Below are 21,129 nucleotides of genomic sequence, written 5' to 3' on the forward strand. Positions count from 1 at the left end.
AGGAGCGGAAAAACTATTGTCCCATTGGTCAGGTTTTTGCGTTTTCCCTGGCTGGGGAATCGCTGCACGAGCCTTCGCTGCAGAGCGCCGCCCATTCGACGCCCTCGCGCGTCTGCCGCGCCGGCGCATCCTGGTGATAACGGGCGATGACCTGCGCGGCGACCGAGATGGCGACCTCCAGCGGGCGCTTGCCGGGGACTTCGCTGAGACCGATCGGGCAGTGCATGCGCGCGATCACCTCCTGGGGATAACCGTGCTGCTCCAGCCTCATCTGGAAGCGCCGCGCCTTGGTGCGCGAGCCGATCATGCCGAGGAAGCCGGCGTCGCCGCGCTTGAGCACGGCTTCGGCGATGGCGTAGTCCAGCGGGTGGTTGTGGGTCATGACCAGGAAGTAGCTGCCTGGCGGCGCCTCGTGCACGGCGTCTTCGGGCTCCTCCAGCAGGCGCATGCGCACACCCTCAGGCCCGATCCGGGGAAACTCCGCCGCGCGGCTGTCCACCCACTCCAGGCGCAATGGCAGTCCCGCCAGCAATGGCGCCAGCGCTCGCCCGACATGCCCGGCGCCGAATAGCAGTACCTGCGGCCCGCGCGCGGCGAAGCACTCGAAGAGCAGGCTGGCGCGGCCGCCGCAGCATTGGCCCAGGCGCGCGCCGAGCGGGAAGTGCTCCAGCGCCTGGCGGTCGCGCCCTTCCACGAGCAGCGTGCGGGCGTGCTCGATGGCGGCGAATTCGAGGTGTCCGCCGCCGATGGTGTCGACGGTTTCCCCGGCGGTGACCAGCATCTTGCAGCCGGATTCACGGGGCGTGGAGCCCTGCACGCCAATCACCGTGATCAGCACGTAGGCCTCGGCGCTGTCGCGCAGGCGGGCGATGGCGTCCATCCAGGTGGTCATTACAGTGGACCTTCTTTCGAGTTCGGAGCAGGTGGATTTCCCCTCACCCCAGCCCTGGCTGCGCGCCCCGCTCGGAGGGAGAGGGGGCCGTCCGCTGCAACGGTCGCGAACGTCGCGGTACCGGAGGCCGTAGCTACCGGCTGAATCGGTGGGCTCGTTTCACACCGATCAGTCCCCTCTCCCGCTTGCGGGAGAGGGTTAGGGTGAGGGCGCTCTTGCTCAATCCGCCGCATCGCCTCACAGGCCCAGAGTACCCGCTCCGGCGTCGCCGGCGTATCCAGGTCGGGACTCACGCGATAGTCCGCGAGGCTGGCGATGGCGTCGCGCAGCGCCGACCACACCGAGATCGCCAGCATGAACGGCGGTTCGCCCACGGCCTTGGACAGGTACACGCTGTCCTCTTCGTTGGGGCGGTCGAACAGCGTCACGCGGAAGTCCTCCGGCGTATCGCTCGCCGCCGGAATCTTGTAGGTCGCAGGGCCCACGGTGAGCAGCTTGCCGGCGGCATCCCAGCGCAGCTCCTCGGTGGTCAGCCAGCCCATGCCCTGGATGAAGCCGCCCTCGATCTGACCAATGTCGATGGCCGGATTCAGGCTGCGGCCGACGTCATGGAGGATGTCCACGCGCCGCACGCGGTACTCGCCGGTGAGCGTGTCGACCTCCACCTCGGACACCGCCGCGCCGTAGGCGAAGTAGAAGAACGGATGGCCCTGGCCTTTCTCGCGGTCGTAGAAGATTTTCGGCGTGCGATAGAAACCGGTGGCGGAAAGCTGGATACGCGCGAAGTAGGCGGCCTGGATGACCTCGACGAAATCCAGGTGCCGTGTTCCCACCGTTATGCCGCCGTGTTCGAAACGGACCTCCTGCGGCTTCACCCCGTCGCGTTCGGCGAGAAAATCGACCAGCCGCTTCTTCAGCGTACGCGCCGCATCGCGGGCGGCCATGCCGTTCAGGTCGGTACCGCTGGAGGCGGCGGTGGGCGAGGTGTTGGGCACCTTGTCGGTGCGCGTCGCGGTGATCACCACGCGCTCCAGCGGCACCTGGAATTCCTCGGCGACGATCTGCGCCACCTTGATGTTCAGCCCCTGGCCCATCTCGGTACCGCCGTGGTTCAGCTGAATGCTGCCATCGGTGTAGAGGTGGACCAGCGCGCCGGCCTGGTTGAGGTGCTGCGCGGTGAAGGAGATGCCGAACTTTACCGGCGTCAGCGCGAGGCCTTTCTTCAGCACTGGGCTGCGCGCGTTGAAGTCATGGATCGCCGAGCGGCGCGTGGCGTAGTCGCTGCTCGCCTCCAGGCGCGCGATCAGCTCGCCCAGCAGGTTGTGCTCGACCTTCTGGTGATACGGCGTCAGCTCGCGCCCCATTCCGCCGTAGAGATTGAGTTTGCGCACGTCGAGCGGGTCCTTGCCCACCGCGCGGGCGATGTCGTCCATGGCGCGCTCGATGATCATCATTCCCTGCGGCCCGCCGAAGCCGCGGAAGGCGGTGTGCGAGACGATGTTGGTGAAGCTGCGGTAGCCGGAGATGGCCACGTCGGGGATGAAGTAGGCGTTGTCGGCGTGGAACATCGCGCGGTCGACGATGGCGTCGGAGAGGTCCGGTGAATGGCCGCAATCGCCGACCACTTCCAGCTGCGCGGCGAGCAGCCGGCCCTCGTCGTCGAAGCCGATGCGGTAACGGTTGTGGAACGGGTGGCGCTTGCCGGTCAGGCGCATGTCGTCCGCGCGTGGCAGGCGCAGTTTCACGGCGCGGCCGGTCTTGTGCGCGAGCAACGCGGCGAGGCAGGCGAAGGGGGCGGCCTGGGTTTCCTTGCCGCCGAAGCCGCCGCCCATGCGCCGCACTTCCACCGTGACCTTGGCCAGCGGAATCGCCAGCACTTCGGCCACCAGCTTCTGCACTTCGCTCGGGTGCTGGCTGGAAGTGTGCACCAGCATGCCGCCATCATCGGTGGGCAGCGCCAGGGAGGCCTGGCCTTCGAGGTAGAAGTGCTCTTGGCCGCCGATGAACTGGCGAGCCTCCAGCACTCGCGGAGCGCGCGCCAGGGCGCTGTCGGCATCGCCACGGCGCATGTGGTGCGGCGGGCGGACGAAGCGCTCCTCGGCCTTGGCCTGGAGCGGATCGATCAGCGGGATTTCCGTCGCGTACTCCACCTTGGCCAGGCGCGCGGCGCGACGTGCCTGGACCAGTGTCTCGGCGGCGACGGCGAACAGTGCCTGGCCGTGGTACTTGACCCGGTCGCCGGCCAGCAGCGGATCGCCGGGGAAGACCGGGCCGATGTCGGTGTGGCCAGGCACGTCGGCGAGCGTCAGTACGGCCACCACGCCAGGCGCGCGACGCACGGCGTCGAGGTCGAGGGAAAGTACGCCGCCACAGGCGATTTCAGTGATGCCGACAGCGGCGTGCAACAGGTCGCGCGGCTCCTTCAGGTCATCCACATAGCGGGCGGCGCCGGTGACGTGCAACGTCGCGCTGTCGTGTTCGCGGGGCTGTCCCGCGCTGTGTACGGCGGCCGCCACGCCGTTGCTGGCCAGCGGTGGCAGGCTACGCATGGTGCACCTCCGCAAGGCTCGGAGCCCACTCCAGTAATGCTCGTTGCAGCAGGTTCTGCGCTACCTTCAGGCGATAGGCGGCGCTGGCGCGCAGGTCGTCGATGGGCTGGAAGTCCTCGGGGATGGCCGCCTGGGCCGCCGCGACCGCCGCCGCGTCGAATGGCCTGCCGCGCAGGGCCGCTTCGCTGTGCGCGCCGCGCTGCGCGGTGGCCGCCATGCCGCCACAGGCCAGGCGTGCATCGCTCACCACGCCGTTGGCATCGAGGTCGAGGCGCAACGCCAGGCACACGGAGGAAATGTCGTCGTCGCGGCGCTTGGAGATCTTGTCGACGCGGAAGCGCTGATGGTCGCGCAGACGCGGAATTCGCACCGCCTCGATGTACTCGCCCGGTTGCAGGATGGTCTGGCGGTAGCCGGTGAAAAAGCCATCGACGGGCACGTCGCGCACCTCGCCCGCGCGGCGCAGCCGCAGGCAGGCATCCAGTGCCAGCAGCACCGGTGGCAGGTCGCCGATGGGCGAGGCGTTGGCGATGTTGCCGCCCAGCGTGCCGCGCTGGCGAATCTGCAGCGATCCTAGGCGTTCGAGCAGGTCGCCGAGGCCGGGGAATTCCGCCAGCGCGTCGAGGCAATCGACATAGGGGCGCGCGGCGCCGATCAGCAGGTGATCGGGGTGGATTTCCAGGCGCTGGAGTTCGCCCAGACGATCGAGGTGGATCAGCGCCGGGAAGGGTTTCAGGTTCTGCGTGGCGTCCAGTGCCAGGTCGGTGCCGCCGGCAATCAGACGTGCCTGTGGATGGCGCTGCAGCAGGTCGTCCAGTTCGTCCAGGGAGGTGGGCAGCCAGGCCATCGCGGCCCCCTCCTGCAGCGTGCCGCTGGCCGGCATATCGCGCAGGCGAGCGAGCGTCAGCGTGGCATTTCGCTGGAAGGCATCCGCACAGGGCTGTTCGGCGATCTGCGTGGCGGCATCGAGGATCGGCCGGTAGCCGGTGCAGCGGCACAGGTTGCCGGACAGCGCCGTCAGCGCGGACTCACGATCATGCGCGATCGGTGAGTGGCGCCAGGCGAACAGTGACATGACGATGCCCGGCGTGCAGAAGCCGCACTGCGAGCCGTGGCAGTCCACCATCGCTTGCTGCACCGGGTGTAGTGCGCCGCCTTCGGCCAGGTGCTCGACCGTCAGCACCTGGCGCCCGTGCACGGCGCCAAGCAGGGTGATGCAGGCATTCACCGCGCGATAGCGCAGCGTGTCGCCGTCGCTTTCGACCAGCACCACGGTACAGGCGCCGCAGTCGCCCGAGGCGCAACCTTCCTTGGTGCCGGTTCGCCCCAGATGGGTGCGCAGGTAGTCGAGCAGGCTCGTTTCCGGTGCCAGGCCATCGACTTGTACTCGCTCGTCGCCGAGCAGAAATTCGATCATGGGGAGTCCTCGTCATCACGCGAGGCGCTGCGGCCGGAAGGCTCTCGGACGCCCCGCTAAAGCTGTCCACATGGTCAGATAAAGCAGAAATCCTGCCAGGACGATGTGGCGGGCCCTCAAGGCAAGCATAGGCTCGGGCGAGTTTTTGACCAGCTGGCCAGGAACTTGCTACGTCCGGGCACTGGTGAATTCCCGACCGAGCCCGACCCCATGACCCATCCCGTACCGCCACGCCTGGAACTGCGCGCCATCAGCAAGCGCTATCCGGGTTGCCTGGCCAACGATCGCGTCGACCTGCGCATCGAGCCCGGCGAAATCCACGCATTGCTCGGCGAGAACGGCGCTGGCAAGAGCACCCTGATGAAGATCATCTACGGCGTGGTCCGCCCCGATGGCGGCGAGTTGCTGTGGGACGGCGCGACGGCGACCGTGAAGGACCCCGCCCAGGCCCGCGCGCTGGGCATCGGCATGGTGTTCCAGCACTTCTCGCTGTTCGAGACCTTGAGCGTCGCGCAGAACATCGCCCTGGCGCTCGGCGCCGATGCCGGCACGCCGCAGCAGTTGGCGCCGCGCATCCGTGAAGTATCGCAGCGCTACGGCATGCCGCTGGAACCGCAGCGGCTGGTGCACAGCCTGTCCATTGGCGAGCGCCAGCGGGTGGAGATCGTCCGGTGCCTGATGCAGGACATCCGCCTGCTGATCCTCGACGAGCCGACGTCGGTGCTGACCCCGCAGGAGGCCGACGACCTGTTTGCCGTGCTGCGCAGGCTGTCGGCGGAAGGCTGCAGCATCCTCTTCATCAGCCACAAGCTGGGTGAGGTACGCGCGCTCTGCGAACGTGCCACGGTGCTGCGCGGCGGTCGCGTCGCCGGCGCTTGCGTTCCGGCGCAGTGCAGCGATCTGGAGCTGGCGCGATTGATGGTCGGGGATACCGAAGGCCTTGCGGCGCGGTATCCGAAGGTGCGCGGCAGCCAGGATTTTCTCCAGGTGCGGGATCTGCATTGGCACAACGACGATCCCTTCGGCGTGTCCTTCGAAGGTCTCGACCTCGACGTGCGCAGCGGCGAAATCGTTGGCATTGCCGGGGTCGCCGGCAACGGCCAGGACGAACTGCTGGCGCTGCTCAGCGGCGAAGTGCGGCTGCGCGAGGCGCGGGCGATCCGCCTGGACGGCGAGGCCATCGCCCACCTGCCGCCGGACGCGCGACGCGCACGCGGCCAGGCATTCGTGCCGGCAGAGCGCCTGGGCCACGGCGCGGTGCCGGAGATGAGCCTGGCGGACAACGGGCTGCTCACTGGCTTCCAGCAGGGGCTCCTGCGCCATGGGCTGATCGATCGGCGCAAGGTACTGGCCTTCGCCGAAGCCATCATCCAGCGCTTCGGTGTGAAGACGCCGGACGCGCAGACCGCGGCGCGCAGCCTGTCCGGCGGCAACCTGCAGAAGTTCATCCTTGGCCGCGAGATCCTCCAGCAGCCGCGCCTGCTGATCGCCGCGCACCCGACCTGGGGCGTCGACGTCGGCGCGGCGTCGGTGATCCATCGCGCACTGATCGCGCTGCGTGATGCCGGCGCGGCGATCCTGGTGATCTCCGAGGACCTCGACGAGCTGTTCCAGATCAGCGATCGCCTGGGCGCGCTATGCAGCGGGCGCCTGTCGCCGCTGGTGGACACCGCCGCCACCGATCCCCTCGCTGTCGGCCGCTGGATGGCCGGGCAGTTCGACGCCGCCGCCTGAGGAACCGACATGCTGATTTCCCTCGAACCCCGTGGCCAGCAATCGCGCGCCATGCTGTTTGTCTCGCCGCTGCTGGCGGGCGTGCTGACGCTGCTGTGCGGCTCGGCGTTGTTCGCCTTCCTCGGCCACGATCCGCTGGCGACCCTGCACACGGTGCTGATCGAGCCGGTCAAGGACTGGTATGGCGTCGGTGAGCTGCTGGTCAAGGCCATGCCCATCCTGCTCTGTGCGCTGGGTCTGGCGTTGGCCTACCAGGCGCGTATCTGGAACATCGGCGCCGAGGGCCAGTTGCTGATCGGCGCACTGGCCGGCAGTGCCATGGCGCTGCAGTTGCTGGAGTGGGAAAGCCGCTGGGCGCTGGTCTGGGTACTGGCAGCCGGGGTGCTCGGTGGTGCGGCCTGGGCGGGACTCGCGGCGTGGCTGCGCACGCGCTTCAACGCCAACGAGATCCTCACCACCATCATGCTCAACTACATCGCGCTGAACCTGCTGCTGTACTGCGTGCACGGTCCGCTGAAGGACCCGGAAGGCTTCAACTTCCCGCAATCGGCGATGTTCGGCCAGGCCAGCCTGCTGCCGGTACTGTTCGAGGACAGCCGGGTGCACATCGGCGCGCTGTTCGGGCTGTTCGCCCTGGTGCTGGTCTGGGTGCTGGTGCAGCGCAGCTTTCTCGGCTTCCAGATCAAGGTGCTGGGGCTGGACCGGCGCGCCGCCGGCTTCGTCGGTTTCCGCGAGAAGCGCCTGGTATGGATCGCCCTGTTGCTGTCCGGTGCGCTGGCGGGGCTGGCGGGTGTCTGCGAGGTCGCCGGGCCCATCGGCCAACTGGTGCCGCAGGTCTCGCCCGGCTATGGCTATGCGGCGATCACCGTGGCCTTCCTCGGTCGCTTGAATCCTTTCGGCATTCTCTTCGCCAGCCTGTTGATGGCGCTGCTTTACCTGGGCGGAGAGACGGCGCAGATGAGCCTCAACCTGCCGCTGGCGCTGACCGGATTGTTCCAGGGAATGATGCTGTTCTTCCTGCTCGCCTGTGACGTGCTGATTCTCTATCGGCCGCGTCTGGCGCGCGGATTTCGGTTGCGCGCGTGGGCGTTCCGGCAGGGCGCCGCCGTCTGACGACCCTTGTTCCGTGCGGCGCGCGCAGGCTCGCCTGCGCAGGAAAACTATTCGGAGTGGTGATGGATATCGATCTGCTGACCAACGTGCTGTTCGCCATGGTGCGCACTGGCACGCCGCTGCTGCTGGTGGCCCTGGGCGAACTGGTGTGCGAGAAGTCCGGGGTGCTCAACCTCGGCCAGGAAGGGATGATGCTGTTCGGCGCGGTGATCGGCTTCATGGTCGCCTTCAGCACCGGCAACCTGTGGCTGGGCGTGCTGTTCGCGATCCTCGCCGGGATGCTGCTGTCGTTGCTATTCGCCGGCGTGGCGCTGGGACTCAACGCCAACCAGGTGGCTTGCGGCCTGGCGCTGACCATCTTCGGCGTCGGCCTGTCGTCCTTCGTCGGCGCCGCCTGGGTGGGCAAGCCGCTGCAGGGTTTTGCGCCGCTGGCGATTCCGTTGCTCTCGGAGCTACCGCTGCTGGGGCGCATGCTGTTCGCCCAGGACCTGCTGGTGTACCTGTCCTTCGGCTTGTTCGCGCTGGTGGCCTGGGTGCTGCTGAAGAGCCGTATCGGGCTGGTGATCCAGGCGGTGGGCGAGAACCCCGACGCGGCCAGCGCGATGGGGTTGCCGGTGCTTCGCGTGCGCACGCTGGCGGTGCTGTTCGGCGGCGGCATGGCGGGGCTGGCAGGCGGCTATCTGTCGCTGGCCTACACCCCGATGTGGGCGGAGAACATGACCGCCGGCCGCGGCTGGATCGCCCTTGCGCTGGTGGTATTCGCCAGTTGGCGGGTGTTCCGCGTGCTGCTCGGTGCCTGGCTGTTCGGCATCGCCAGTATCCTGCACCTGGTGGCCCAGGGTGTCGGCGTGGCGATCCCGGCGAACCTGTTGGCGATGCTGCCGTACGTCGCGACCATTGTTGTGCTGGTGCTGCTTTCGCGCGATGGTGTGCGCACTCGCCTGTTCGCGCCGGTTTCCTTGGGGCAGCCCTGGAAGGCCGGACATTGAGGCCCGGGGGCGGGTGTTCGTGTGTACGACGCGAGCGCCCTGGACGATAGGAATCTTCTTCCTTTTATAGATGTCTCCATAGAGAGACTCAATGTCCGTAATGCCCTAAATCAATGGGCCTTTTCTGTCATCAGGCGATAATCTTCTAACTGTCGAATTTAAAACGATCGACCCACTCGATTAAACGACAACTCTCTACGAGGAATTGCCTAATGAACCTGATCAACACCCAAGTCCAACCGTTCAAGGTCAACGCTTTCCACAATGGCAAGTTCATCGAAGTCACCGAGCAGTCCCTGAAGGGCAAGTGGTCGGTTCTGATCTTCATGCCGGCAGCCTTCACCTTCAACTGCCCGACCGAGATCGAAGACGCCGCCAACAACTACGCTGCGTTCCGTGACGCTGGTACCGAGGTTTACATCGTGACCACCGACACCCACTTCTCCCACAAGGTGTGGCACGAAACCTCCCCGGCTGTTGGCAAGGCTCAGTTCCCGCTGATCGGCGACCCGACCCACCAGCTGACCAACGCTTTCGGCGTGCACATCCCGGAAGAAGGCCTGGCCCTGCGCGGCACCTTCGTGATCAACCCGGAAGGCGTGATCAAGACCGTCGAAATCCACTCCAACGAAATCGCTCGTGACGTTGGCGAGACCCTGCGCAAGCTGAAAGCTGCCCAGTACACCGCCGCTCACCCGGGCGAAGTTTGCCCGGCCAAGTGGAAAGAAGGCGAGAAGACCCTGGCTCCGTCCCTGGACCTGGTCGGCAAGATCTAAGAACGGCCGGGAAGCGGTTGCGCGGCAGCTCCTGCCGCGCAACCACCGGGCGCCCGCCCACAGCGCTTCCCCCACCGTTTTGCAGTACCCCGAGGATGCCTACCGGCATCCTCCCTACCTAAAGCCAAAAGCGTGCGTAGGGTGGGCCCAAGAGCTCGCCGGGGAACCCCTTTGCTCAAATTTCGAGGATCTGGATCATGTTGGACGCCACTCTTAAAACCCAGTTGAAGGCCTACCTGGAAAAGGTTCAGCAGCCGTTCGAGATCGTCGCTTCCCTCGATGACAGCGACAAATCCCGCGAGATGAGCGAACTGCTGCACGACATCGTCGGCCTGACCGACAAGATCACCCTGCGTGAAGATGGCAGCGACGCCCGCAAGCCCTCCTTCTCGCTGAACCGCCCGGGGGCGAACATCGGCCTGGCTTTCGCCGGCATCCCCATGGGCCACGAATTCACCTCCCTGGTACTGGCGCTGCTGCAGGTTGGCGGCCACCCGTCCAAGCTCGAAGCCGACGTGATCGAGCAGATCAAGGGCATCCAGGGTTCGTTCGAGTTCGAAACCTACTTCTCGCTGTCCTGCCAGAACTGCCCGGACGTGGTCCAGGCGCTGAACCTGATGGCCGTGCTCAACCCGAACATCCGCCACGTCGCCATCGACGGCGCGCTGTTCCAGGAAGAAGTCGAGCGCCGCCAGGTGATGGCTGTACCGAGCATCTACCTCAACGGCGAAGTGTTCGGCCAGGGCCGCATGGGCGTGGAAGAAATCCTCGCCAAGATCGATACCGGCGCCGCTGCCCGCGAAGCCGAGAAGCTGTCGGCGAAAGAAGAGTTCGACGTACTGGTCGTCGGCGGTGGCCCGGCTGGTGCCGCGGCTGCGATCTATGCCGCCCGTAAAGGCATCCGCACTGGCGTTGCCGCCGAGCGTTTCGGTGGCCAGGTGCTGGACACCATGGCCATCGAGAACTTCATCTCGGTGACCGAGACCGAAGGCCCGAAACTGGCTCGCCAGCTCGAAGAGCACGTCAAGCACTACGACGTCGACATCATGAACCTGCAGCGCGCCAGCGCGCTGATTCCGGCCAAGACCGTCGGCGGCCTGCACGAAGTGCAGTTCGAGGGCGGCGGCAGCCTCAAGGCCAAGTCCGTGATCCTGGCCACCGGCGCCCGCTGGCGTGAAATGGGCGTGCCGGGCGAGAAGGAATACAAGGCCAAGGGCGTGTGCTTCTGCCCGCACTGCGACGGCCCGCTGTTCAAGGGCAAGCGCGTCGCGGTGATCGGCGGCGGCAACTCCGGCGTCGAAGCGGCCATCGACCTGGCCGGTATCGTCAGCCACGTGACCCTGCTGGAGTTCGACAGCAAGCTGCGCGCCGACGCCGTGCTGCAACGCAAGCTGTTCAGCCTGCCGAACGTGGAGGTGATCACCAGCGCGCTGACCAGCGAAGTGAAAGGCGATGGCCAGAAGGTCACCGGCCTGGTCTACAAGGACCGCAACTCGGAAGAGTTCAAGTCCATCGACCTGGAAGGCATTTTCGTGCAGATCGGCCTGCTGCCCAACAGCGAATGGCTCAAGGGCACCATCGAACTGACCCCGCGTGGCGAGATCATCGTCGACGCTCGCGGCGAGACTTCGCTGCCGGGCATCTTCGCCGCCGGTGACGTGACCACCGTTCCGTACAAGCAGATCGTGATCGCGGTCGGCGAAGGCGCCAAGGCGTCGCTCTCCGCCTTCGACCACCTGATCCGCTCCTCCGCGCCAGCCTGATGACCTCGCGCTAGAGAAAGAAACGCCCGGTTCACGAGAGTGGATCGGGCGTTTTCTTTTGTGCGGAATTTGCCGGGTGAGTCTGGCGCGGGGATTCGCCCTCACCCCCGCCCTCTCCCAGAGGGAGAGGGGGCTGTCCTCTGCATCGACTCATATCGGAATTAGCCAGCGAGCGCAGAAGTGTCCACCCATGCCAAACGGTCCCCTCTCCCTCTGGGAGAGGGTTAGGGTGAGGGAGGCGCCCCGCTCCGAACCCTCAGAGAATCGGCGACACCAACCGCGCCACCCGCATCCCCAATTGCTGCATCCGATGCAAGCGCTTGCGGTCGTCCAGGGTCATCTCCACGGACTGGGCGAAATCCTCTTCCAGCATGCTCTCCACGTCACGGGCGAAGTCTTCGTCGACGGTGATCACCATGATCTCGAAGTTCAGGCGGAACGAGCGGTTGTCCAGGTTGGCGCTGCCCACGGCGGCGCTGTCATGGTCGATGAGGATCACCTTCTGGTGCAGGAACCCCGGCTGGTAGCGGAATACCCGCACACCGGCGCGCACGGCCTCCAGCGCATAGAGGCTGGACGCGGCGTACACCGTCTTGTGGTCCGGCCGCGAAGGCAACAGGATGCGCACGTCCACGCCGCGCAGCACCGCCAAGCGCAGGGCGGCGGCGACGGCTTCGTCCGGCACGAAATAGGGCGTGGTGATCCACACCCGCTCCACCGCCGCGTTGATCGATTCGACGAAGAACAGCGAGCAGGTTTCCTGGGTGTCCGCCGGGCCGCTGGGCACCACCTGGCAAAGCATCCCGGCATCGTCGTAGCCATCGGGCAGGATCAGCGTCGGCAGCGTGTGAGTGGCCCAGAACCAGTCCTCGGCGAAGCATTCCTGCAAACATGCCACCGCCGGCCCGCGCAGCTCGATGTGGGTGTCGCGCCAGGGCGCCAGTGGTGGCTTCTCGCCCAGGTATTCGACGCCGACGTTGTGGCCGCCGACGAAGCCGCGTACGCCGTCGACCACGACGATCTTGCGGTGATTGCGGAAGTTCACCTGGAAGCGGTTGATCATCCCGCTGCCGGTGCTGAACGCGTGCACCTGCACGCCGCCCTGGCGCAGCTTGTCGACATAGCGCCGCGGCAGCGAATGACTGCCGATGCCGTCGTACAGCAGGAATACGTCGACGCCGTTGGCCGCGCGCTCCAGCAGCAGCTGCGCGAGGCGCTGGCCGAGGACGTCGTCGCGGATGATGAAGAACTGCACCAGCACGACTTTCTTCGCCGCCGAAATGGCTTCGAACATCGCGTCGAACGATGCCTTGCCGTTCACCAGCAGGCGTACCTCGTTGTTCGCCAGGGTCGGCATGCGCGCCAGGCCGACCATCGCCTTGAGGGCCTTGTAGCCGTCGTATTGGCGGGCGGCGAGGGCTTCTTCCACCCAGGGGCGCCAATCCAGCTCGGCGGCGGCCACGTGCATTTCCTCGTTGGCCTGACGGCGTGCGCCGATGTAGGCGTCGAAGCGGCTGCGGCCGAATACCAGGTACGGCACCAGGGTAAGCAGTGGCATGAACACCAGCGAAGTCGCCCAGGCGATGGCGCCTTGCGCGGTGCGCACGCTGAGCACGGCATGGACCGCGGCGATGATCCCGAGTAGCTGGACCACCACCAGGAAGTGGGCGATGTAGGCGGAGTAATGCATGGGCGCGCGATCAGTTCCTTGTGGTCGGCGAGTGGGCTGAGCTTAGTTGGCTGCCGGCGGTTGCGGCCAGCGGTGGATGGGACCGCGCCAATGTTCGAAGGCTTTTCCCAACCGCAGCACATCGACATCGGCAAAACGGGGCCCGACTATCTGCAGGCCGATGGGCATGCCTTCGGCCGTGAAGCCGCAGTTGATTGAGAGTGCCGGTTGCTCGGACATGTTCCATGGCACGGTGAAGCCGATGTGCTCGAAAGGCTGCGCCGGATCGTTGGTCGGTGATGCCCACTCCGCCGGGAAGGCGGCGATCTGGTTGGTGGGCGAGAGCAGGAAATCGATGCCCTGGAACTGCTCGGCGGCGCGCCGGCGCATCTCGAAGGTGCAGTTGAAGCCGCGCACGGCGTCGGCACCGCTCACCGCCGCGCCGCCCTCGGCCCACTGGAAGATGTAGGGCAGGACCTTGGCCTGGCGTTCCGCCGGCAGGTTTTCCAGCTCGGCCCACAGACGCGCGCGCCAGAACTTGTCCAGGCCTTCGAGCAACTCGCGGTCGAGGATCGGTCGTACCTCGATGATTTCCGCGCCGGCAGCGGCGAATTGTCTTGCGGCGGCTTCCACCGCGGCGCACACCTCGGGCTCGGGTTGCAGGCCGCAGCCGGGGTCGAGTTGCAGGCCGATGCGCAGGCCGCGGACCTCGGCGTAGTCGATGTGCCAGTCGAGATCGGCGGGCGGCAGGGCCGTGGCGTCGCGCCAGTCGGGGCGAGCCAGGTGCTTCATCATCAGCGCCGCGTCATCCAGCGTGCGGGTCATCGGGCCGGCGCAGCGACCGGTGAAGTACGGATCGATGGGAATTCGCCCCAGGCTCGGCTTGAAGCCGACCAGCCCGCACCAGCCCGCCGGCAGGCGTACCGAGCCGCCGATGTCGGTGCCGATGTGCAGCGGCCCGTAGCCGGCTGCCGCGGCGGACGCTGCGCCGGCGCTGGAGCCGCCCGGATTCATGCGCAGGTCCCAGGGGTTGCGGGCCAGTTTGTGGAAGCTGGAAAGCCCGGAGGAAAGCATGCCGAAGTCCGGCACCGTGGTCTTGCCCAGCAGGATGGCGCCAGCTTCGTTCATGCGTGCGGCGGGCGGCGCGTTGCCGGTCGCCGGCTGCAGGAGGGTGGCGGCGCTGCCCTGGGGAATCGGGTCGCCTGTGGTGGCGATCAGTTCCTTGATGGTCACCGGCACGCCGTCCAGCTCGCCGCAGGGCGCGCAGCGGATCCAGCGCGCCTCGGAGCGCCGCGCCTGCTCGATCGCGCGCTGCGGGTCGAAGGTATAGAGCGCGCAGAGCTGCGGTTCCCAGCGTTCGATGTGGGCGATCAGGTGGTCGAGGTACTCGACCGGGGAAAGCTGGTGCGAGCGGTAGAGGGCGAGCAGTTCGACGGCGGACAGATCGTGCAACGGTGGCATGGCGGTCTCCGGCGGGGGCTGTGCCTCACCCTAACCGAATCCGCGCGCCGATGGGATGGGTGCGGCGCTCATGCCGCACCCGCTTGCGAGTCTCAGGCGCGCTGACGCGACTGCTGGTCGATCAGGTACTGCAGGCGATACAGATGACGGTAGCCCGCTTCCCAGGCGCCGTGGCCGGATTTCACGTTGATGTGCCCGGCGGACGGCAGGATCACCGTCTCGGCGCCCCAGGTGCGGCCCAGCGCCATGGCGCGTTGCGGGCTGCAGGCGGCGTCATTGTCCGAGCCCACCAGCACGGCAGGGAAAGGCAGGCTTTGCGAGGCGATGGGCGCGAAATTGCGCAGCGCCTCGTGGCAGGTTTCCCGTTCCACGTCGGCCGGTGCGACCAGCAGGGCGCCGACGACCTGGGCGAGTGCGCGGCGGTCGGCGCGGGCGGCCCAGGCGGCGACGGTGACGCAGCCCAGGCTGTGGGCGATCAGCACCACATGGCCGGGCTCGCGGCGGATTTCTCGATCGAGTTCGGCGACCCAGTCGGCGCGCTGCGGGGTGATCCAGTCGCGTTGCTGCACCCGCGCGGCATTCGGCAGGGCACGCTGCCAGTGGCTCTGCCAGTGGGCGTCGTCGGATCCGTGCCAGCCCGGCACGATCAGATAGCGGATGCGTTCGTTGCGCATGGAGCGGCCCTCTCGAATCGTCATGAGAAGGCATTCTAGGGAGGGTTTTAATATTCGTTAAGGAATAAGAAATTCTTTGCTTATGCAGTATTTAAGCTAAACGAATGGCTATAAGCGGTTATTCCTGCGCCCGCCGCAACGGGCAGCAGCGCGCCAGGATGCCTTCCAGATTGAGATCGGGCATGGCGTATTCGCGCAGTGCACGGGCGGTCTGCTCGACGTACTCGCGGGTGGTGCCGAAGTGTCCCTGGGCGCTGGCCAGCACGTGCTCGACGACGTTGTCGGGCAGGGAGCCGGCGTAGCTGGGCAGGTGGCGTTCGAGGACGAAGCCCAGGGCGCGCACGCGGGTGCCATCGTCCAGGCGGCAGTTGAGCCATTCCGGGCGATAGGAGGCGTAGGGCATCTCCCTTTCCCAGAGCGCGTAGAGGTTGGCGTCGAGGTGGTCCTCCGGCAGGCGGAAGGCGAAGCCGGAGCAGGAGCCGCCGCGGTCCAGGCCGAGCACCAGGCCGGGCGCTTCCGGCGTGCCGCGGTGGGTCAGGGACCACAGGTAGAGCCCGCGGTGGTAGCCGTGCACCCGCGCACGGCGCGCCTCGGCCACCGGGAACTCCGGGCGCCAGATCAGCGAGCCGTAGGCGAACAGCCACACGGGACCGGCGCCATGTTCGCTCATGGTGATGTCGAGCGAGGCGCGCAGCTGTGCGGGTGTGAAACGTTCCGGCACCCCCAGTGTCGGCGGATAAAACGGGCCTTCCGAAGCGGGAGACGATGTCATGCGGTACCCCTCAGGTCTCCGAACTGTCATCAACTTAGTGGAAGTGCGGCGGCCACGGAAGGGCCTGAAAGGCATAGGGTTATTGCCGGGGCGGGGATGACGACGAACGGCGGCCGCACTGGTGTGCTGACTAGGCGTAGGAGCGGACTTTGTCCGCGATGTGCGAGAGGTCCGCTCGGAGTTGCCGGGAATCGATCGCGGACGGAGTCCGCTCCTACGCGATACCGGGCACCGGCGCGGGGCGCGCGCAGTGTGCAGATTAAAATGTGCGAATAAAAAAAGGCCGCTCACCCCTGCCTGAGTATTGGGAGAGCGGCCTTGAAGCTCGGTACGTTGTGGAGATCCCTTTCTACACCCGCTCTGTTTCAGGCGTCTTACAGGTTCCTCAGCGCGCGGTGATCACCGCCAGCTTGGTGATGCCTGCCTTCTCGATGGAGGCCATGGCCTTGGCGACCTGGCCGTAATTCACGTTCTCGTCCGCCTGCAGCTGCACGCGCACTTCAGCGTCTTTCGCCTTGGCGGCCTGCAGGTTGCTTTGCAGGAGTTCGGGCTGGATCTCATCCTTGTTGATGAACCACTTGCCGCCGCCGTCGATGCTCACCACCAGCGGGTCTTTCTGCTCCGGCGGGGCGACCGCTTCGGTCTTCGGCAGGTTGATCGGGATGGCGTTGGTCAGCAGCGGCGCGGTGACGATGAACACCACCAGCAGCACCAGCATCACGTCCACCAGCGGGGTGACGTTGATCTCGGAGAGAACCTCGTCGCTGTCCTGGGTCGAGAAGGCCATGTCAGCTCGCCTCCTTCACGCTGGCGCCGGCAGCTGGTTTGCGCGCGGCGGTGGGCAGGGCGACGACGCGGAAGGCGCTCTTCTGCGCGAGGCTGTAGAAGTCGTGGGCGAAGTCGTCGAGGTCGGCGGCGGTGAGCTTCAGGCGACGGAGGAAGTAGTTGTAGACCAGCACCGCCGGCACGGCGACGGCGATGCCCACGCCGGTGGCGATCAGTGCGCTGCCGATGGGCCCGGCGACGGTTTCCAGGCTGGCGGAACCCGCGGCGCTGATGCCCTTGAGCGCTTCCATGATGCCCCACACGGTGCCGAACAGGCCGATGAAGGGAGAGGTGGAACCGATCGAAGCGAGCACGGCGAGGCCCGATTCCAGGGAGCGGCGCTCGCGCTGGATCTGCTGGCGCAGGGCGCGTTCGAGGCGATCCTGGTGATTGATCGACTGGGCCAGGTCCGGCTGGCCGTTGTCCTGGACCTGGATGGCGGCGAAACCGGCCTGGGCCACGCGGGCGCCGGCGCCGGGCTTGCCGGCGGCCTGGTCACCGGCCGATTCCAGGCTGGTGGCGCTCCAGAACTGCTTCTGGAAACGCTTGTCCTGGGACTTCTGGCGGGTGAACTGGACGCCTTTCACCAGGGCCAGGGCCCAGGTGACGACGGAGAAGCCGACCAGCAGCCAGATGACTGCGCCTTCGACGGATTCCAGGGGGTTCAGGGGCAGACTCATGGGTGTTCTCCTTCCGCGATTCTCGTGCGGCTGATCTGGGCAAGTTGAATCAATTCAGTTTGAAATCGATGGGTACGCTGACCCAGCCGTCCTGGGCCACGTCGCCGCGCTTGGCCGGCACGAATTTCCAGCGCTGCACGGCTTTCACCGCGGCGGCGTCCAGGGCGTCGCGGCCGCTGGTCTTCTGCACCTGGATCTCGCTCGGGCTGCCGCTGGCCAGGACGTGGACGCGCAGCAGCACGGTGCCTTCCCAGCCGCGACGCTGGGCCAGCGACGGGTATTCCGGCGCCGGGTTGTGCAGGTAGCCGGCATTGGCCGAGGGCGGCGTCAGCGGTGCCGGAGCCGGTGCCGCGGGGGCCGGCGGAGCCGGTTGCGGCGGCGGGGTTTCGGCTTTGGGCGGCGCCGGTTGCTCGACCGGCTTGGGCACGGGTTTGGCGACCGGTTTCGGCTTGGGTTTGGGGATCGGCTTGGGCGGCGGCGGTTTCACCGCGTTCTCGTCCACCACCGGGGGCGGCGGCTCCTGCACCACGGGCTCGGGGATCGGTTCGGGCGGCGGCGGCTCGACCACCGGCGGGGTGGGCGCGGTGAATTCGATGGTCATCGGCGGAACCTGCGGCGGCACCTCCGGCAATTGCGGCGTGGGCTGCTGGCTCAGCCAGTAGATCACCGCGCCGTGCAGCGCCAGGGCGAACAGACCGAGCAGGACAGCTTCACGACGGCTCAGCGCGCGAGCTTTCGCCGGCACGTGGCGGCCCAGCTCCAGCGCGTGGCGCAGCGGGCGGCCGAGATCGACCAGGTCGCCGCCGGGCACGTGGCGCAGGAAGGTATCCGGCGCGAGGGCATGCTGGGGTTGAGCCATGAACGATCTCCTTGCAGGTCTGCGCGGCTCTAAGTCGCGCTTGAAACGGACCTGCATGATTGGCGGAGCGCCTTAGCTCTTGAAGTGATTATTTTTGTTATTGAAATAACTTTCGGGACTATGCGGTTTTGCTGGGTCGCTACAGGCCGCGCCATTCGTGCCTTTGAGCGAAATCGAAAAAAGCCGATGCCTTTGCGGCATGGAAAATATGCAGGGAAGGTTGGCGAAAAATTGACTGGGAGCGCCGAAATAGACGGTTGCCTGTAGGAGCGAGCTTGCTCGCGAACGGGATTTTCAGGCCGCTCCGGAGCTGGGCGGGTTCGCGAGCAAGAACTAGGCGTCCCCCTCGCTCCTACAAAAAACCAAAAGCCAAAAACGAAAAAGCCCGGTCATTCGACCGGGCTTTTCAGAGGTGAAGCTGCGTCGGCGATCAGAACGCCGGAACGACGGCACCCTTGTACTTCTCGAGGATGAACTGCTTCACCTCGGGGCTGTGCAGGGCGGCGGCCAGCTTCTGCATGGCGGCGCTGTCCTTGTTGTCCGGGCGGGCAACCAGGATGTTCACGTAGGGCGAATCGGAACCCTCGATGGCCAGCGCGTCCTTGGTGGGGTTCAGCTTGGCTTCCAGCGCGTAGTTGGTGTTGATCAGGGCGAGGTCGACCTGGGTCAGCACGCGCGGCAGGGTGGCCGCTTCCAGCTCACGCACCTTGATGTTCTTCGGGTTCTCGACGATGTCTTTCGGGGTCGCGGTGATGGACGTGTTGTCCTTCAGCTTGATGATGCCGGCCTTGTCCAGCAGCAGCAGGGCGCGGCCGCCGTTGGTGGCGTCGTTGGGGATCACCACGGTGGCGCCGGCCGGCAGTTCGTCGAGCTTCTTGTACTTGGTGGAGTACGCGCCCAGCGGCTCGATGTGCACGCCGGTGACGGCGACCAGGTGGGTGCCCTTGGCCTTGTTGAATTCATCCAGGTACGGCTGGTGCTGGAAGAAGTTGGCGTCCAGGCGCTTCTCGGCGACCTGAGTGTTGGGCTGCACGTAGTCGGTGAATTCCTTCACCTTCAGCTCGACCCCTTCCTTGGCCAGGATGGGTTTGACGAAGTTGAGGATCTCGGCGTGCGGCACCGGAGTGGCGGCGACGGTCAGGCTGTCGGCGGCCTGGGCCAGCGGGGCGGCGATGACTGCGGCGGCAGCGAACGCGGCGAACAGTTTCTTCATGGTTGGCTCCTGTGTCGGCCCGCATCCGGCGGGCCTTGTGGTTATTTGCGGGAGAAGTGGACCACCAGCTTGTCGCCGACGGTCTGCAGAATCTGTACGAGCACCAGCAGCATCACCACGGTGACGACCATCACGTCGGTCTGGAAGCGCTGGTAGCCGAAGCGGATCGCCAGGTCGCCCAGACCGCCGGCGCCGACCACGCCGGCCATCGCGGTGTAGGACACCAGGGTGATGGCGGTAACGGTGATGGCCGCGATGATGCCTGGGCGGGCCTCGGGCAGCAGGGCGTTCCAGATGATCTGGCGGGTGCTGGCGCCCATTGCCTGGGTCGCTTCGATGATGCCCTTGTCGACTTCGCGCAGCGCGGTTTCCACCAGGCGCGCGAAGAACGGCGTGGCGCCCACCACCAGCGGCGGAATCGCCCCGGCGACGCCCAGCGAGGTGCCGGTGATCAGCACGGTGAAGGGGATCATCACGATCAGCAGGATGATGAACGGCAGCGAGCGCAACACGTTCACCACGAAGGACAGCAGGGCATAGACCCCGCGGTTCTCGAACATCTGCTTGGGCCCGGTCAGGAACAGCAGCACGCCCAGCGGCAGGCCCAGGACGATGGTGAACAGCAGCGAACCGCCGAGCATCCAGAAGGTGTCGATGCTGGCCTGGAGGATTTCCGACCAGTCGATATTGGAGAAGAACTCGCTCATGCGCGCAGCACCTCGACATGCACTTCGGCGGCGTTCAGCTGCGCCATCGCGGCTTCGATATCACCGCCCACCAACGACAGGGTGAGCTGGCCGTAGGGCTGGTCCTTGATGCGGTCGATACGCCCCGCGAGGATGCTGTAGTCGACGCCGGTCTGGCGCGCGACGGTGCCCAGCAGCGGCGCGTAGGTCGCCTCGCCACGGAAGGTCAGGCGCAGGATGCGCCCCGGCACGTGGGCGAAGTCGTCGTGCTGCTCGTTCTCGTCCACGCGCTCGGCCTCGAAGACGAAGCGGCGGGTAGTCGGATGCTGCGGGTGCAGGAAGACGTCGGCGACCTCACCCTGCTCGACGATGCTGCCGGCGTCCATGACCGCCACCTGATCGCAGACGCGGCGGATCACGTCCATCTCGTGGGTGATCAGGACGATGGTCAGCTTCAGTTCGCGGTTGATCTGCGCCAGCAGTTCCAGCACCTGTCCGGTGGTCTGCGGGTCGAGTGCGCTGGTGGCCTCGTCGCAGAGCAGGATGGTCGGCCGGCAGGCCAGGGCGCGGGCGATGCCGACGCGCTGCTTCTGGCCGCCGGAAAGCTGCGCCGGGTACTTGCGGGCGTGGTCCTGCAGGCCGACACGCTTGAGCAGTTCATCCACCCGCGCGGTGATTTCGGCGGCACTGAAGGTGCCCGCGAGCCGCATCGGCATGGCGATGTTGTCGGCGACGGTCTTGGAGGCCAGCAGGTTGAAGTGCTGGAAGATCATCCCGACGCGCTGGCGGAAGCGGCGCAGGCCGTCGGCGTCCAGGGCGGTGATGTCTTCGCCGTCGATGACGATGCGCCCGCCGCTGGGTTCTTCCAGGCGGTTGATCAGGCGCAGCAGGGTGCTTTTACCGGCGCCGGAATGGCCGATCAGGCCGAAGACCTGGCCGCCCTCGATGGACAGGCGGGTCGGCTGCAGGGCCGGAATATCGCGTCCGGCGACGCGATAGGTCTTGTGGACGTCGTGGAATTCGATCACTTAGCGAACCTTGTGGGTACGAAGAGGCG

Annotated in this window: 18 protein-coding genes; 5 read left to right on the forward strand and 13 right to left on the reverse strand. The window is 66.5% G+C overall.

The genetic code is table 11. From position 1 onward, the window contains the following. Positions 1-28: 28 nt before the first annotated feature. Genes xdhC through xdhA form a run of 3 tightly spaced genes read right to left on the reverse strand, consistent with a single transcriptional unit; the run spans position 29 to position 4,858 of the window. Entirely contained in the window at positions 29-892 is an 864-nt protein-coding gene (gene xdhC / locus JVX91_RS06120; protein ID WP_205338459.1) for a xanthine dehydrogenase accessory protein XdhC, read from the reverse strand. After that, positions 892-3,441, reverse strand: coding sequence for a xanthine dehydrogenase molybdopterin binding subunit (xdhB, locus tag JVX91_RS06125; RefSeq protein WP_205338460.1), 2,550 nt, complete (start codon positions 3,439-3,441; stop codon positions 892-894). The genes xdhC and xdhB overlap by 1 nt, the downstream gene beginning before the upstream one ends. Next, on the reverse strand, positions 3,434-4,858 hold the full coding sequence (gene xdhA, locus JVX91_RS06130; RefSeq protein WP_205338461.1) for a xanthine dehydrogenase small subunit: 1,425 nt from the start codon (positions 4,856-4,858) through the stop codon (positions 3,434-3,436). Before xdhA ends, xdhB begins: the two co-directional genes overlap by 8 nt. 210 nt (positions 4,859-5,068) lie before the next feature. Here xdhA and JVX91_RS06135 point away from each other — a divergent pair, with 210 nt between their 5' ends. The 5 genes from JVX91_RS06135 to ahpF all read left to right on the forward strand — a co-directional run bounded on the left by JVX91_RS06135 (position 5,069) and on the right by ahpF (position 11,233). After that, positions 5,069-6,592, forward strand: a complete 1,524-nt coding sequence (locus JVX91_RS06135; protein WP_205338462.1) for an ABC transporter ATP-binding protein — start codon at positions 5,069-5,071, stop codon at positions 6,590-6,592. A 9-nt stretch (positions 6,593-6,601) separates the two neighbouring features. After that, entirely contained in the window at positions 6,602-7,705 is a 1,104-nt protein-coding gene (locus tag JVX91_RS06140; RefSeq protein ID WP_205338463.1) for an ABC transporter permease, read from the forward strand. Between the two features lie 62 nt (positions 7,706-7,767). Further along, entirely contained in the window at positions 7,768-8,694 is a 927-nt protein-coding gene (locus tag JVX91_RS06145; RefSeq protein ID WP_205338464.1) for an ABC transporter permease, read from the forward strand. Between the two features lie 212 nt (positions 8,695-8,906). Then, complete coding sequence (gene ahpC, locus JVX91_RS06150; RefSeq protein ID WP_037016170.1) at positions 8,907-9,470, forward strand: alkyl hydroperoxide reductase subunit C; 564 nt, start codon at positions 8,907-8,909, stop codon at positions 9,468-9,470. A gap of 197 nt (positions 9,471-9,667) precedes the next feature. Then, on the forward strand, positions 9,668-11,233 hold the full coding sequence (ahpF, locus tag JVX91_RS06155) for an alkyl hydroperoxide reductase subunit F (protein ID WP_205338465.1): 1,566 nt from the start codon (positions 9,668-9,670) through the stop codon (positions 11,231-11,233). 256 nt (positions 11,234-11,489) lie between these two features. Here ahpF and cls read toward each other — a convergent pair whose 3' ends face one another. The 10 genes from cls to JVX91_RS06205 all read right to left on the reverse strand — a co-directional run bounded on the left by cls (position 11,490) and on the right by JVX91_RS06205 (position 21,100). Further along, positions 11,490-12,923 carry a cardiolipin synthase gene (gene cls / locus JVX91_RS06160; RefSeq protein WP_205338466.1) on the reverse strand — a complete coding sequence of 478 codons (1,434 nt, stop codon included), beginning with the start codon at positions 12,921-12,923 and terminating at the stop codon, positions 11,490-11,492. A 42-nt stretch (positions 12,924-12,965) separates the two neighbouring features. Further along, positions 12,966-14,363, reverse strand: coding sequence for an amidase (locus JVX91_RS06165; protein ID WP_205338467.1), 1,398 nt, complete (start codon positions 14,361-14,363; stop codon positions 12,966-12,968). 92 nt (positions 14,364-14,455) lie between these two features. Beyond that, positions 14,456-15,037 carry an alpha/beta hydrolase gene (locus JVX91_RS06170; RefSeq protein WP_205338468.1) on the reverse strand — a complete coding sequence of 194 codons (582 nt, stop codon included), beginning with the start codon at positions 15,035-15,037 and terminating at the stop codon, positions 14,456-14,458. A 118-nt stretch (positions 15,038-15,155) separates the two neighbouring features. Further along, positions 15,156-15,809, reverse strand: a complete 654-nt coding sequence (locus tag JVX91_RS06175; protein ID WP_205338469.1) for a gamma-glutamylcyclotransferase — start codon at positions 15,807-15,809, stop codon at positions 15,156-15,158. A gap of 385 nt (positions 15,810-16,194) precedes the next feature. After that, entirely contained in the window at positions 16,195-16,596 is a 402-nt protein-coding gene (locus JVX91_RS06180; protein ID WP_205338470.1) for a biopolymer transporter ExbD, read from the reverse strand. Position 16,597: 1 nt separating this feature from the next. Further along, positions 16,598-17,314, reverse strand: a complete 717-nt coding sequence (locus tag JVX91_RS06185; RefSeq protein ID WP_024766993.1) for a MotA/TolQ/ExbB proton channel family protein — start codon at positions 17,312-17,314, stop codon at positions 16,598-16,600. Positions 17,315-17,363: 49 nt separating this feature from the next. After that, entirely contained in the window at positions 17,364-18,173 is an 810-nt protein-coding gene (locus tag JVX91_RS06190; protein ID WP_205338471.1) for an energy transducer TonB, read from the reverse strand. A 430-nt stretch (positions 18,174-18,603) separates the two neighbouring features. After that, a complete protein-coding gene (locus tag JVX91_RS06195; RefSeq protein ID WP_205338472.1) occupies positions 18,604-19,386 on the reverse strand; it encodes a MetQ/NlpA family ABC transporter substrate-binding protein in 783 nt (260 codons plus the stop codon). Positions 19,387-19,427: 41 nt separating this feature from the next. After that, a complete protein-coding gene (locus JVX91_RS06200; protein ID WP_205338473.1) occupies positions 19,428-20,093 on the reverse strand; it encodes a methionine ABC transporter permease in 666 nt (221 codons plus the stop codon). Continuing rightward, on the reverse strand, positions 20,090-21,100 hold the full coding sequence (locus JVX91_RS06205) for a methionine ABC transporter ATP-binding protein (RefSeq protein ID WP_205338474.1): 1,011 nt from the start codon (positions 21,098-21,100) through the stop codon (positions 20,090-20,092). Before JVX91_RS06205 ends, JVX91_RS06200 begins: the two co-directional genes overlap by 4 nt. Between the last annotated feature and the right edge of the window lie 29 nt (positions 21,101-21,129).

Source organism: Pseudomonas sp. PDNC002 (assembly GCF_016919445.1).
In the GTDB taxonomy this organism is placed as follows: Bacteria; Pseudomonadota; Gammaproteobacteria; order Pseudomonadales; family Pseudomonadaceae; genus Pseudomonas.